The sequence below is a fragment of the Cerasicoccus arenae genome, from assembly GCF_014651635.1.
GTDB lineage: Bacteria > Verrucomicrobiota > Verrucomicrobiia > Opitutales > Cerasicoccaceae > Cerasicoccus > Cerasicoccus arenae.
This window is the reverse complement of record NZ_BMXG01000008.1, coordinates 166,923-181,016: the sequence shown is the minus strand read 5'-3', so window position 1 is coordinate 181,016 and position 14,094 is coordinate 166,923. Positions and strand designations below refer to the sequence as shown.

Sequence of the window (14,094 nt, the reverse complement as noted above, 5' to 3'; positions counted from 1 at the left end):
CCCCCCCCCCGTCTCGCCCAGATATCGGCCAACGAGGACGAAATCCAGGCGGACGGTGGCGCGAATGGCCGCAGCCTGATCATCACCCTTTAGCCGGGCAATACTCTGTCGAAGGAGTTGGCAGTACAAGTCAAAGCCTACGTTGGCAATGTGCCCATGCTGTTTCAATCCGATCAGATTGCCTGCGCCACGGAGTTCCAGATCACGCATGGCAATGCGGAAGCCTGCGCCAAGTTGGTTAAATTGTCGAATCGCGCCCAAGCGTTTACGGGCGAGATCGAGTAGTTTGCTGTGCCGATGGAGCAGCAGGTAGCAATATGCTTGTCGATTGAATCGCCCTACGCGCCCGCGCAGTTGGTAAAGTTGGCTTAGACCAAAGCGATCAGCACCTTCAATGATGATGGTGTTACAGTTGGGAATATCGAGGCCGTTCTCAATGATTGTCGTGCAGACTAGAACATCGTAGCGCCCGCCAACGAAGTCTGTCATGACTTTCTCCAATTCCCGCTCATGCATTTGGCCGTGGCCGACACCGATACTCATTTTTGGGAGCATCTTTCGCAAGTTCGCGGCTACAGACTCAATTGTCTGCACCTGATTGTGGAGGTAGAAAACCTGGCCTCCGCGTTCGACCTCACGCTCAATTGCTGTCTGAACGAGCTTGGGGTCGTAGCTTTTGACGATGGTTTCGATCGGGCGGCGGTCGCGGGGGGCTGTCTCGATCACGCTTAGATCGCGGGCTCCCACCAATGCGAAATAAAGCGTCCGAGGAATGGGCGTTGCGCTCATTGTCAGCACGTCGACGCTACGTTTTATCTGTTTGAGCTTTTCCTTTTGGCGAACGCCGAATCGGTGCTCCTCGTCGATCACTAGTAGGCCCAGGTCTTTGTAAACGACGTTTTTGCCGAGTAGGGAGTGTGTGCCGATGATTAAGTCGATTTTGCCAGCCTTGAGCTGCTTAAGGATTTCGCGCTTCTGCTGGGCGGTGCGGAAGCGCGAGAGCATTTCGATCGTTATCGGATAGTTGGCGAAGCGATCACGGAAGGTCTGGAAATGCTGTTGGCAGAGGACCGTCGTTGGTATGAGAAGGGCGACCTGCTTGCCCTCCAGCACCATTTTGAATGCGGCCCGGATAGCGATTTCAGTCTTGCCGAAGCCGACATCGCCGCAGAGGAGACGATCCATCGGTAGCGGTTTTTCGAGGTCGTTTTTGGCGTCGATAATTGACTGCCTTTGATCGGGCGTTTCCTCGTGGACAAAGGCGTCTTCGAAGTCCTGAAGCCAGTGGTGGTCTGGTCCACAGGCATAACCTGGGTGTGTTTCTCGTTCGGCTTGGAGGCGCAGTAGCTCACCGGCGAAGTCGAGTGTTGCCCGTTCAGCGGCGGCGCGGGCTTTAGACCATTGGCTACCGCCCAATTTACCGAGCTTGGGCGTGGCCTTCGTCAGGCCTACATAGCGACTGAGCAGATGGCTCTCGTGCAACCGAAGATGGACAGTAACACCTTCGTCGAATTCGAGCGAAATGACTTCCTCTTCGCGAGAACCGACTTTCAGTTTTTGCAGGCCACGGAAGAGACAGACGCCATTGAGGAGGTGGACGAGGTAGTCGCCATCGGCCAACTCAGAGAAATCAAGTGCTTGGTCAACGGCCTGGCGGTGGGGCATTTTACGCTGTCGTCGCCCAATGCGGAGGCGCTTTCGGCCAAACAATTCCGCCTCGGTGACGACGACCTCTCGATGCTCCGGCAAGGCTAAGCGGAAGCCCTCCCCCAAGGCTCCAAATCGGCATTCGGCAACAAGCTTTCGGCCAGTCGAATCTTCGTCCAATACCTGACGCAAACGTTTCTCCTCCGCCTCATTCTTGAGGATAAAGGTGATTTTGTGCCCGGCCTGTTGCCAACGGTTGAGCTGTTGAAGGAAATCGCGCCGAGAGCGTTGTTCGGATTCCTGCCGGACAATACCGAGCTGCGTTGTCTCCGCGTAGGTCGAATAGTGCTCCAGCGACTCGCTTTCGATTGGTTCCTTGCGGGGTGATTCACCGAGTAGTGGAACATCGATATCTAGCTCTGAGAGGGCCATCCAGCGGTCACCTTTGGCCTTACGGCGAGACATCAGGTGTTGGAAATTACGCGAGGGGGGGGGGATATTTTCGGGGTAATAAAAAAGCTCGGGCTCGGAGTCCAGGAGCTGGGCTGGCTCGCGCAGAAGCCAAGTTACTTGATCGGGGAGGTAATCGAGCAGTGTTGCCGTTTGTACGGAATCAGCTTCGATAACCGGTGAGAGGAAGGCTTCTTTGACTGACTCGCCGGAGCGTTGAGTGGTGGGGTCGAATTCTCGAATCGAGTCAATCTCGTCGCCAAAAAAATCGATGCGGAGGGGGGCAGTCGCGTTGAGAGGGTAGATGTCGATCAGGCCGCCGCGGACAGAGAATTGGCCTGGGGTTTCGCAAAGTGCTTCCGAGTCGTAGCCGAGCTCTTGATTCAGCTTTTCGACAAGGGTCTTGAAATCAGTCTGAGCGCCGGTTTTCAGGTGGACGGAGCTTTGGGTTAATTGGCGGGGGGGGGGGAGTGGCTGGAGGAGGGATGCGGGATGAACGGCTAGGCAAATGATGCCCTTTGGTTTCGTCTGCACCAATGCTGACAGGGCTGCCAGTCGGTCGCAATTGAGTTCAAAGGCCCGAGGGTCGTCGGGTTCGACATCACCGAGATTGGGCAATGTGTGGACGCTGATTGGTGTGGAGGGGAATTGGCGCTGAAAGAAGAATTCCAGATCGTCGGCCCATGCTTCGAGTTCTCGGCCAGCTTTGCCGATGAGCACCGCGACGCTGCCGGGGGGGGAGGGGGGGGAGCCAAGGAGTTCGGCACTGACGGCGGGCGCTGACGGGCCAGCCACCCCGTAATAAAGGCGGATATCTGCGTCGGCTGGAATGACGACGGGTTTCATTAATCAGGGTGAGCCGGTTGATTGGCTCCAGTAAAACGTTTCAGACAAGCGCCTTTCTGAGGAAAGGCAACCGTGGCAACGAAATTTTTTGCTCAGACGCCGAGTTTGGTAATGGCGACGCGGGCAGCGGCTTCTTCAGCTTCCTTTTTACTGGTGCCCATACCTGCGCCTTGGGGGACGCCAGCGATGGCGACCTCGGCATGAAATTCTTTGGCGTGGCCGGGGCCAGCTTCATCAACGATGGTATAATCGGGCTGGGCCATTCCATTAGCTTGAGACCATTCTTGCAGGCGGCCTTTAGGATTGTCCTGCGTTAGGCGGCGTTGAAGCCGAGCGGGGATGTCGCCAAACCAGCCCAGCAGGCAGTCTCGCGTCGTTGGATAGTCGGTATCCAGGTAGATGGCACCGATGAGTGCTTCCAATGAGTCTTCCAGCGCGGCATCTCGGAGATGGCCTTCTTGGGCACGCTCGGCGTCACTCATCAAGATGTGTGAGGGGAGCTCGAGTTCGCGAGCCAACTGCGCGAGGAATTCGCCTTTGGCCAAAACGGATCGTGCGCGGGCTAGGTAGCCTTCTCGTTCGTCGGGAAAGGCGCTATACAGGGCCTCGGCTAAGACCAGACCGAGCACGGCGTCTCCGAGGAATTCGAGTCGCTGGTTATCGGCGGCGTCAGGATTATCTTGTAACCGGGATGAGTGAGTGAGCGCCTGTTCGAGCAGCGAGGGATTGCGAAAGCAATGGCCGATGCGCTGCTCCAGGGAGGCAGTATCCGTCATATGCTAGAGACTGCGAACCACGGCCTTGGCGATGCCCTGGATAATGAGTTCGGCCACCGGGTGCAGCTCAGGGTAATCAACGTTTTCAGCCTTCAGGTAGGGCGCACGGCCTGCTCGGAGGACGAAGCGTTTGAGGGTGGTTTCGTTGTCGATTAGCGCTGCGACGATGTCTCCATCTTGGGGGGCACCTGGCTCAAGAACGACGACGTCACCGTCAAAAATACCGGCGTCGATCATGCTTTCACCACGGACTTTCAGAGCAAAGGCGCGGCGGTTGCGATTTACACCAGCGGTGTTGATGTCCAACTGAAGTCGTCCAACTTCTCCGCTGGATTCCACACCTTCGGGGTAGCCTGCGGAGATATTACCGTAGATTGGAATGCTGACAACATCCTTGGCGTAGACGGGTTTGTTGGTGCCGTCATCATAAGTGACACGGAAGGTGCGCGCCTGACCGGGTGCGCGGCTGATGTAGCCTTTGCGCTCCAATGCACGCAAGTGTCCCATGACAGCATTGGTGCTTTTAAAGCCGAAATGCTCCTGGATTTCCCGAATGCTGGGCCAGAAACTTTCTTCGCGGAATTGTAGTTGAATGAATCCTAAAATCTCGTGTTGGCGGGTGGTCAGTTTTTTCATGGTGCTTCTTTTGTTGTTCAAATGAGTATTGGTTGTATGTTCACAGGGTCAACCCATTTTTCCAAAAAAACAGCGCAGCTGAAGTCGCTGCGCTGTTTGGGGGGGAAGTATAGGATAACGATTAGCTAGGTACGATAGGTCGGCGAATTGTGATGTCGGGAGCGATTTCGTAATCGCATAGTTCGATTGTCACATTGAGTACTCGGTGGAAACTATCGACGGAGTCCAAGCTACCGCGAATATGTAGAGTGTTGTCGTGGAGATCATAGACGAGATCGGTGACATCACCGAGTAGTCTGGTGTCTTCATGGCTTTGCATGATCATGACCATGGTCATGGCGCGCACTTCGAAAGCGGCTTCAATGGCGCTCTCGTTATCGCTCTTGGAGATCACTGATTCGTTCAGGACCAAGCTATCTCCCTGACTGGTCAGGCAGCAATTCGTTTTTACTTTCTTTTCCCCATCGTTGAGCTGTATCACTACACTTGGTTTTAGGCGGGGTGATTCATTGACGGGACCTAAAATGGAGCCGATCAATTGGCCCTGAGTATTTTGTACGGGTTCGCCAGCGCTGGGAGAAGCGCAAACGGGTGAGGCGACAAATGAGAATGTTAGGAGAGCGATTAATCGCCCGAGGGTATTGACGGCAGATTGATTGTTTCGCATGGTCGGGGTCTTTGTTTATATGATACAATCATTAACTTAGAAACGTGACATGCCTAAAAATTCCGTTTACTTACAGATACCTTACAATTCTAAGGGATAGCACGTATGCCGCGATGGGCACAAAGGGGGTAATTGGCGCATTGAATCAATTTCCTTAGTTTTCATTACGATTCTTTTACAAATTTCATAAAATATAGGTAAAACAGCCTAAGATGCTTGATCATTCATTAGACCGCCACCTGACAGCACTGCTTTTTGGACCGGACAAACCAGGGATTGTCGCCAGTGTTTCCAACTGGATTTTCAATCGAGGCGGGAATATTCGCCACGCTGACCAACATCGTGACGATGCGGCCGGCGTGTTCTTCCAGCGATTAGTGTGGAAGCCTGCCGAGACCAATGAGGCGGAGTCCGAAGGCCAGGACTTTGCAGTCTTCGCCCGCGAAGAGCTGGGGATGAGCTGTAATGTTTCCATGGACAATGAGGAGCAGCGAGTGGGCATTATGGTGTCCAAGATCGACCACTGTTTTCACGATATAGCCTTGCGGTTTCGCTCAGGTGAATTCCGTGGAAAAGCCGTGGTTGTGGTGTCTAACCATCCCGATTTGGCCGAGGCCGCCGCATCCTACGGATTGCCGTTTCACTGTGTGCCAGTGACGAAGGCGAACAAGGCCGAAGCCGAACGCGAACAAATCCGCCTGCTACAGGAAGCGGGCGTGAGTCTCGTCGTGATGGCACGCTACATGCAGGTGCTTTCGGAAGACTTTTTAAGTAATATTGGCTGCCCGGTCATCAATATCCATCATAGCTTTTTGCCGGCGTTTGCGGGCGGGCGTCCGTATCATCAGGCCTATGATCGTGGGGTGAAACTGATTGGTGCGACTGCGCACTTTGCGACGGCTGATCTGGACGAAGGCCCGATCATTGCGCAGGATGTTGCGCGCGTGACCCATCGTCATGGGCCGGAGAATTTAGTCCGTCGAGGACGAGACTTGGAGAAGGCTGTTTTCGCGCAGGCCATTCGCTGGCAGCTTGAGCATCGGATTCTGGTTTACCACAACAAGACTGTTGTATTTGATTAAGGGGATGAGCCCTACATTTAACCCCGATGACTATGGCCCTATTTTGGCCGAATGGCTGAAAATCGCACATCCTGTTAATCTTGGCCCCGGCCAGCCGGATGAATCACTGCGCGCGAGATTTGGTGAACTGACAGCGGACCACGCATTCGCCGGGAAGATCATCCACGATGCAGATATGGGGAAAGCCTGCCTTTGTGGCGTGCTGCTGCGTCTGGATTTCCTCGAAGACTCGCACGTCATTAGCCAACAGGTTGAAACGCCGACGGGCAGTTTTTGGCATGGCATTATGCACCGCCGTGAGCCCGACTACGGCAACGCAAAATACTGGTTTCGCCACGTGGGCACTCATTCGGTGATCGACCAGCTCAAGGCAGAATTTCCGAGTTATAATCCCTTCCTCTTTATCGACGAAGTCGCGGCCGCCTACAGTGTGGGTGGGGTTGAGGAATTACGCTGTCAGCAGATACAGCGTCGGGAGTGGGAGTTGCTTTTTGATTTCAGCTATCGCGGTGCGGTGGGCTAGCGTTTTTTTATCTCACATGGGTGAGGGCGGTTGTTGGGGTAAGCTGTTGGCACCTTATTGATCGGGCATACCGAATTGGGCAGGATTGAAGCCACGGTCCTTCATGGCGTCAGCGATCAGAGCGATGTCGATTTTAGCGCCGGGAAAAACCTTGTGCTCTTGATACCAGTCCTGATTCATCTCCAGCACATACTGAATATCCGATCCTCTCGATGGGACTGAATTTTCGTCATGCGGATACATCGGGTAAACTTCGCGTAGGACGCCTTCGGGATTGATATAACCGACGTCGAGCGGCAGGTCCACATTGCGCATCCAGAAGCTACGGGACTCTGGGCGAGAAAAAATGAAGAGCATGCCGTCATTCTCGGCGAGGGTTTGTCGAAACATGAGGCCTCTTTGCTGCTCCTCCTGCTTTATGGCGAGCTGCACGCGGATTTGCTGGTCGCCGATGGTCATTGGAAACCAAGCCTTGGCATCAGCTTTGGGGGTGGTTTTCGCCGAGGCATCCCCGACTCCTGGTTGGCAGCCCAGAAGGCCAGCAAACGAAATCGCAACGAGAATCAAACGGAGGCAATTCATGGACAACGGGTCTATGCGGCCAGCCGATGCTTGCCAACGCGAAAGTAACGCGACTGTATGGCCCCATGAAAAACAAGGCCCTGTTTCTCGACCGTGATGGCACGCTCAACTACGATGTGCATCATCTGCACGACCCCGCTGAGCTGGTCGTCGTCAAAGGCGCGCGAGAGGCGCTCATGCGCGCCCGTGAATTGGGCTATCGCTTCTACCTCGTGACGAACCAGAGTGGAGTGGGGCGCGGTTATTTTACCATGGAGGATGTTTACGCCTGCAACCGGCGTTTGCTTGAGCTGCTAGACCTTGGAGACGACCTTTTTGACGGTGTAATCATTGCTCCGGAGCACCCGGATCAGCCGAGTGAATATCGTAAGCCTTCGCCCAAATTTCTCTTGGAAATGATTGCTCGGGACAAGCTCGACCCAGCGACGTCATACATGCTTGGTGACCGCGATAGTGACTGGCAATGCGGCCTCAATGCCGGCGTCAACCCCGTTGCCCTAAATACGGGCAAGGAATTTCCTGAGCCTGCACAAGCGTTGATTACCGCGCACGAAATCCCGGTTTACGATTCGATCGTCGAATTCGTGGCGACGCTCGGCTGAGGCAATCCTCTAAGCAGAAGCGACATCTACAAGGCTGCGGACGAGTTCCGCGATCTTGTTCTGGTTACCCTTGTCGTTGAAGCGGTTCTTGGTCAACGCAAAGGCAAGGCCGCAGTCGGGATCGGCGTAAGCGAGGGAGCCGCCGTGGCCGCCGTGGCCAAATGCGTGCGGATTCTCGCCCATAAAGGAGCCGGGACCGCCAATGTGGTAGCCCAGGCTCATTAACATAGCGTTTTCACTGGGCTGCGCAGGATACTGTCGCTCAGTGGCCAGGCGAATGCGTTCGGAAGGCAGCAGGGTGACGCCGTCTACGCCGCACGGAAGCAACGCCGCCATATGTCGGGCAATTGCGCGCGCGCTCATGATGCCGCTGCTGGCAGGGATGCAGGCGCGTCGGGCGTCGGGGCGATTCATCCATTTATGCAAAGGCTGAACCCAATGGGGGACCGCTTCTTGGCCGAGATTTTCAGGCAAGGGCGTTGCTTCGTCCACGTCTTCCTCGAGCCAAGCAACGCGTGATTCGACTTCGTCGGGAGTGGAAACGAAGAGGTCTTCTATGCCCAACGGCTTATTCAGCTCTTGTTGGATGAAATCGGGAAAATGGCGACCATCCACACGGCATAAAATTTCGCCGAGAATCCAGCCGTACGTCATCGCATGGTAGGCCATGTGTTCGCCGGGGGCATGGACGGGGTGAAGCTTTGCAATGGCCTTCACCATGAAGGTCCAATCACCCAATTGCTGGTGATTGAGATTGGCGGGCATCGCGGCCAGGCCCGCGGTATGGTTCATCGCATGGCGGATCGTGACGCCTCGTTTATCGTTGGCGGCGAACTCCGGCCAAATGTCGCAAATTGGCTGATCGTAATCGAGCTGATCGCGCTCTGCCAGCAGATGGATCGCGGTCGCGGTCATGGCTTTGGTCACGGAGAAGACGGGGAAAAGTGTGTCGCCCGTTACACGTGTGCCCGTGTTAATGTCCGCCACGCCAGCCCAGGCATCGACGACGAGCTTTCCGTCCTGATAGACTGCGACTTGCAGACCGCGTTCATCGCCGTCCACGACGAGTTGATCAAGTAGTTCCTGAATGGCCTGCTCTAGTTGAGGCATGGGGTGAAAATTGTATTATGCTGGCGCGAGCTTCTTGCCCTTGCGCTGTTTGATGGCGGTTTGTACTAGGTTGCGGCCAAAGTCCCACATCGGCCCAGGTAGGCGAGTGCAATCCTGCAAAACGTCGTCGAGACTGCTGATAAAGCGGTGAATTTCCGTCTCTCCAATGACGAGGGGGGGCAGTGCCTTGACGATGTCTAAATTGTGCCCAGCAACGTGCGTCAAGACGCGGTGTTTGTTCATCATTGGCGTAACAATCATCTGCGGGAAGAGGCCCTTGTCGACGGCGTGGATACCCTTCCAGGCGAGCTTCATCTTCATTGAGCGCGGCTCACCAAACTCGATGGCGACCATGCAACCCTTTACGCGGACATCCTTGATCAGCTCGTGATTGGCTTTGAGTTCGAGCAGCTTTTGCTCAATGATTTGCCCGGCCCAAGCGGCGTTTTCCACGAGCTTTTCGTGCTGGAGCACGTGAATCGTTGCCAAGCCACAGGCCATGGCCAAGTTATTGCGTCCAAAGGTGGTTGAATGAACAACGCAGCGGTCCAGTCGTGAGAACACGCGCTGATGGATATCTCGGCGGGTGAGGAACGCTGCGGCTGGCACGTAGCCGCCAGAAAGCGCTTTCGCGACCGTCAGGATGTCGGGTTCAAGGTTCCAATGCTCGAGCGCCCACATTTTTCCAGTGCGGCCAAGGCCGGTCTGGACCTCGTCCATGATAAATAGCGCGCCGTATCGGCGGCAGAGAGCCTGCGCTTGCGGGAAATAATCGTCCGCCGGGAAATAGACGCCTTTACCCTGAACTGGCTCAGCAATGAAGGCCGCGACATCGCCCTGACGAAGTTTGTCTTCGAGGTCATTTAAGTCGCCATAGATTACTTGCTCGACGCCGGGGAGCAGCTTGCCAAAGCCCTCTTGGAAATTACCATTGTTGGTGACGGATAGCGCCCCGAGTGTCAGCCCATGGTAGGCACCACTGAGCGATAAAATACGATTGCGGCCCGTGGCCCCCAGTGCGAATTTAAGGGCACCTTCGACTGCTTCAGCACCCGAGTTACAAAAGAAAACGGCGTCGAGATGGGGGGGGGTGATCTCAACGAGTTTTTCGGCAAGGAGGCCGCTGAGTAGTGCGCAATCCATCTGGACCATGTTGGACATGTCCAGATCGAGCACATCCTTGATAGTCTTGGCGAGGAGCGGATGGTTACGCCCGATGTTAAACACGCCGTAGCCGCTGAGGAAATCCAAGTAATCTTGGCCCTCGGCGTCGTACAAATAAGAGCCTTTCGCACTCGCGTAGACTTTATCGAAGCCGATGGTTCGCAGCACTTTAACCAAGGTGCTGTTGACATGCTGATCGTGGAGATCGTAGTTTTCAGCTGCGCGCTCAGTGATCAGGCGAGTGATGTCAAATTCGGACATGTGCTGCTTAAGTTGACCAAGTGTGACCAGTTAATGTGCCAAGCAATCGGCCAGATTGCCAGCGTGCCGGATACAATCATGTTCCTGTATTTTTACAAGCCATACCCACGAATGGGCTTATAATATTAGGCCAACTGTAATTTTTCGACGACTTCTTTGATCAGGAATTCTGGCGTAGAAGCGCCAGCAGTCACACCCACTTTACCATATTGCTGCTTGAGATGCTCACAATCCAGCTCTTCCACAGTTTCGACGTGGTAGGCAGGCAGGCCGGTTTTCTCAACGAGAGCGGCGAGTTTTTTGGTGTTGGCACTGTGGCGACCACCAACGACGACGATCGCCTCGGCTCCGTTGGTTTGCAGTACATGGATGTCGCTCTGGCGTTCCTTGGTGGCACCGCAAATGGTGTCAAAAACTTTGGCTTCGGGGAAACGTTCGCGGAGTATGTTGGACAGGCGCTCGAACTCGTCGGTGAACATGGTGGATTGAGAAACCATGCAGACTTGTGGCCCCATGTCGTCTGGTAATGCACGGACTTCGCCCTCGTTTTTGACGACATGGCCGCGCCCTTCGGTGTAGCCCATCAGGCCCATCACTTCGGGGTGCTTCGGGTCGCCAAAGATCACTGTCGCGAAGCCCTTACGGGCATGCATTTTGATCTTACCGGCAATGATGCCGACGTCGGGGCAAGTTGCGTCCTTGAAATTCATCCCGAGGCTCTTCAGATACTCGCGACGTTCAGGCGAGATGCCATGTGCGCGGACCACGAGCACGCCGTTTTCGCGGTCTTCGTCTGAGACTTGCAGGTTTGTCGTGCTCTGGTAGTCGCCGACTTCTTTGATGCCGGTCGCCTCAAGGCGTTCCATCATCTGCTTATTATGAATCAGTGGACCGTCGGTGTATACCGGGCGCTTGCCTTCCGCCGCGAACTTAGCCGCGATGTCAATCGCACGTTCTACTCCCCAACAAAATCCAGCGCTGTCAGCTCTAATAACTTCCATAGCAATAATAACCAATCAAACGGGTGAGATTTGTTGGCAGGGGCTGTGGTGGCAAGCACATTTTGGCCTTGGTGGAAACACTGCTTTTTTCTGAGGAATTGGCCGAATCGTTAGGGAAATACAACCTATCTCTATTTAAATGGCTTGTTAGGAACAATTTCCGCTATCATGCATCTCAAAAGCTGTATGCCATCTAATCCCAATGAAATTTTTGATGTTGTCGACGAGAACGATAGCGTGATCGGCCAAGCTCCCCGTGGCGTGGTTCATGCGGATGGGCTGCGCCATCGTGCCGTTCACATTCTTGTCTTGAATTCTACTGGTCAGGTCTTCCTCCAGAAGCGATCGATGAGCAAAGATCAGATGCCTGGCGTCTGGACAACGTCCGCTTCTGGTCATGTCGATTCAGGGGAGGATTATGGTATCGCCGCCGTTCGTGAAATCGGTGAGGAGCTGGGAATTCATCTCGATGGCCCAAGCGCACTGGAGCTTCTTTTCAAGCACCCGGCCTGTCACCGTACTGGCGAAGAATTTATTCAGATTTACCGAATCACTTGGGATGGTGAAATGACGCTTGATCCAGAAGAAATTGACGGTGGAGCTTGGCACAGCCCCGAGGAACTTGATGCGCTTATCCGTGCTGACCGCCGGAATTACGCCCCGAGCTTTCGCTTAATCTGGGGTATTGTCCAAGGTTACGGCGAAGAAGCGTTTTTCGGCGATTCTTCTGACTAAGCACGCTTACGATTCGGTAAGCAGTTTGCGATATTTCGCTAGTGCATACAGCGGCCAGCTCCATTCGTAACTATCGTACTTTAGGTAAAAAACGCGAGGGAATCCGGTGCCGGTAAATAGCTTGGTGCGCCAAGATCCGTCTTCTTCTTGTATGCGTAACAGGTAACCAATGCCGCGTTGGATTGATGGGCGATTCGGGTTGCCGAAGGTCATTAGGCCCAGAAGTGCCCATGCTGTTTGCGATGGTGTGGATTCACCTTCGCCCTTGGTTGCGACATCGTGGTAGGTCCAGATGGATTCGCCCCAGCCGCCGTCTTCGTTTTGGCAGTTTTCGAGCCAGTTACGCGCACGTTGGACGTAGCCCTGGGTCATGTCTTCGCCAACGGCGTGCAAGCCGCGCAGGGCATGTCCGGTGCCATAAATGTAGTTTACGCCCCAACGACCGAACCAGGAGCCATCTTCGAGTTGCGTATCCAATAGGAATTTTTTGGCGCGTTGGACTACATCGTCTTCGAGGCCGTAGCCCATGAGGGCCAGAGTTTCCAAGGCGCGGCCAGTGATGTCGGAGCAGGGGGGGTCGAGGATCGCGTTGTGGTCGGCAAAGGGGACTTCTTCGAGCCAGGCATCGTTGATGTCCTTGTCGAAAGCTGCGAAGCCGCCTTCCTTGCACTGCATGGCGCGGCACCAGCGGATGGCGCGGTCGAGGGTGTTTTCCTGCGCCTTCGCATTGGTGGCGAGTAAGGGCTTGAGGCCGAGTACGACCTGGAAGGTATCATCGACGTCTGGATACCAGTCGTTGTTAAACTCAAAGGCCCAGCCGGTGGCTTCGGTGAAGTCGCAGTTTTCCTTCCAGTCTCCGCGGAACTTGATTTCTCGTTCGAGGAGCCAGTCTGCGGCTGCTTGTAGGCGTGGGTCAGCGGGGTCGTGACCGCTTTCCGCGATGGCCATGGTTGCAATGGCGGTATCCCATACCGGAGAGAAGCAGGGGGCGATACGCCAGTCTTCAGGGCCATCAACGCCGTTGCCGTGTGTCTTGCCGTAGGTGGGCCACCATTCGCTGTCGAGGGTGAGATCCTTGAAGTGCTGGAGGTTTTTTTCGAAAATCCAATGGTCCTTCTCGTAGCCTTGGCATTCCAGTGCGACGAGGGCGTTCATGATCGCGGGGAAGATGGCACCCATGCCGTCAGAGCCATGAGTGACGCGGTCGCAGATCCAGCCTTCAGCCTCTTTGAGTGCGCGCTTGCGGAAAATCCATTGCGGTAGGTGATTGACGAAGCGGCCAAGTTTGTCCCCGGCGAGGAAGAAATTCTTCCAGGAAATGATTTTTGGACTCCACTTCAGGCCCCAATCGCCCTCCATCGTGCCATCTGGATACAGCTCATTGAGATCCGGGCAGTGTTCGATGATGCGGGTCGGCTTGAAGTGATTAATCACTGCCAGCGGCACGAGCATGTTACGGGTCCAACTGCTGACGCGATAGATGTTAATCGGAAACCACTTAGGCATGAGCATCAGCTCGACTGGGATTAAGGGGCAGAACTTCCACGGAAAACAGCCAACAAGGGCCAAATAAAGTTTGTGCCAAGTGCACATCGCAGGGATACCACCAAGCTCCAGAGCTTTCTCACGGGCCTTGATCATGATGTCGGCGTTCGGGCTCTCGCCGGAGAGCTTGAGCGCGTGGTAGCCCTTGACGGTGGCATTGACTTCGCTTGGGCCGCCAGGAAATTGAGACCATCCGCCATCTTCATTTTGTCGGCCCTTTACAAAAGCCGCAATGCGCTCCAGTGGGGCTTGATCAACGGCACCCGCCCAATGGAAATAGAGCAGATAATCACACGCAACGGTGGAGTCGATTGGAAGCTCGCAATTCCAGTAGCCTCCTTCTTCCTGGATGGAAAACAGAAAGTCTTTAATGCGCTCGATCGATTCATCGACGCTTTCTTGGGTTGGACCGGTGAAAGAAGTGACTGTATCCGCCATAACTGGTTGAGATAGCAATATTTACGCTA

Annotated in this window: 13 protein-coding genes; 4 read left to right on the top strand and 9 right to left on the bottom strand. The window is 54.8% G+C overall.

Features of this window, described 5'->3' with window-relative positions:
* The 4 genes from mfd to IE065_RS08435 all read right to left on the bottom strand — a co-directional run.
* Window positions 1-2,943, bottom strand: a 2,943-nt coding sequence (mfd, locus tag IE065_RS08450) for a transcription-repair coupling factor (RefSeq protein ID WP_189513917.1), incomplete at its 3' end; no start/stop codon positions are given.
* A 92-nt stretch (window positions 2,944-3,035) separates the two neighbouring features.
* A complete protein-coding gene (gene rnc / locus IE065_RS08445) occupies window positions 3,036-3,719 on the bottom strand; it encodes a ribonuclease III (protein WP_189513914.1) in 684 nt (227 codons plus the stop codon).
* A 3-nt stretch (window positions 3,720-3,722) separates the two neighbouring features.
* Complete coding sequence (lexA, locus tag IE065_RS08440; protein ID WP_189513912.1) at window positions 3,723-4,355, bottom strand: transcriptional repressor LexA; 633 nt, start codon at window positions 4,353-4,355, stop codon at window positions 3,723-3,725.
* 121 nt (window positions 4,356-4,476) lie between these two features.
* Window positions 4,477-5,022, bottom strand: coding sequence for a hypothetical protein (locus IE065_RS08435; protein ID WP_189513909.1), 546 nt, complete (start codon window positions 5,020-5,022; stop codon window positions 4,477-4,479).
* Window positions 5,023-5,234: 212 nt separating this feature from the next.
* Here IE065_RS08435 and purU point away from each other — a divergent pair, with 212 nt between their 5' ends.
* Both purU and IE065_RS08425 read left to right on the top strand, forming a co-directional pair.
* Window positions 5,235-6,104: a formyltetrahydrofolate deformylase gene (purU, locus tag IE065_RS08430; RefSeq protein ID WP_189513907.1), complete on the top strand. Its 870-nt coding sequence runs from the start codon at window positions 5,235-5,237 to the stop codon at window positions 6,102-6,104.
* Window positions 6,105-6,108: 4 nt separating this feature from the next.
* Complete coding sequence (locus IE065_RS08425) at window positions 6,109-6,627, top strand: hypothetical protein (protein WP_189513904.1); 519 nt, start codon at window positions 6,109-6,111, stop codon at window positions 6,625-6,627.
* 54 nt (window positions 6,628-6,681) lie between these two features.
* On the opposite strand, the gene IE065_RS08420 is transcribed toward IE065_RS08425, so the two are convergent.
* Entirely contained in the window at window positions 6,682-7,209 is a 528-nt protein-coding gene (locus IE065_RS08420) for a DUF192 domain-containing protein (RefSeq protein WP_189513901.1), read from the bottom strand.
* Window positions 7,210-7,274: 65 nt separating this feature from the next.
* On the opposite strand from IE065_RS08420, the gene IE065_RS08415 reads away from it, so the two are divergent.
* Window positions 7,275-7,811 (top strand): D-glycero-alpha-D-manno-heptose-1,7-bisphosphate 7-phosphatase, encoded by a 537-nt coding sequence (locus IE065_RS08415; protein ID WP_189513897.1) that lies wholly within the window; start codon window positions 7,275-7,277, stop codon window positions 7,809-7,811.
* Window positions 7,812-7,820: 9 nt separating this feature from the next.
* Here the strand turns inward: IE065_RS08415 and IE065_RS08410 are convergent, their stop codons facing one another.
* From IE065_RS08410 to ispH, 3 genes are all read right to left on the bottom strand, one after another.
* On the bottom strand, window positions 7,821-8,921 hold the full coding sequence (locus IE065_RS08410) for a serine hydrolase domain-containing protein (RefSeq protein ID WP_189513895.1): 1,101 nt from the start codon (window positions 8,919-8,921) through the stop codon (window positions 7,821-7,823).
* Between the two features lie 15 nt (window positions 8,922-8,936).
* The gene (locus tag IE065_RS08405) at window positions 8,937-10,346 is read right to left on the bottom strand and encodes an aspartate aminotransferase family protein (RefSeq protein WP_189513892.1); all 1,410 of its coding nucleotides are present in this window, start codon (window positions 10,344-10,346) and stop codon (window positions 8,937-8,939) included.
* Window positions 10,347-10,471: 125 nt separating this feature from the next.
* Window positions 10,472-11,347 carry a 4-hydroxy-3-methylbut-2-enyl diphosphate reductase gene (gene ispH / locus IE065_RS08400; RefSeq protein ID WP_189513889.1) on the bottom strand — a complete coding sequence of 292 codons (876 nt, stop codon included), beginning with the start codon at window positions 11,345-11,347 and terminating at the stop codon, window positions 10,472-10,474.
* A 168-nt stretch (window positions 11,348-11,515) separates the two neighbouring features.
* Between ispH and IE065_RS08395 the strand changes: the two genes are divergently transcribed.
* Window positions 11,516-12,082, top strand: coding sequence for an NUDIX hydrolase (locus IE065_RS08395; protein WP_200163254.1), 567 nt, complete (start codon window positions 11,516-11,518; stop codon window positions 12,080-12,082).
* 6 nt (window positions 12,083-12,088) lie between these two features.
* Here the strand turns inward: IE065_RS08395 and shc are convergent, their stop codons facing one another.
* Window positions 12,089-14,065, bottom strand: coding sequence for a squalene--hopene cyclase (shc, locus tag IE065_RS08390; protein WP_189513883.1), 1,977 nt, complete (start codon window positions 14,063-14,065; stop codon window positions 12,089-12,091).
* Between the last annotated feature and the right edge of the window lie 29 nt (window positions 14,066-14,094).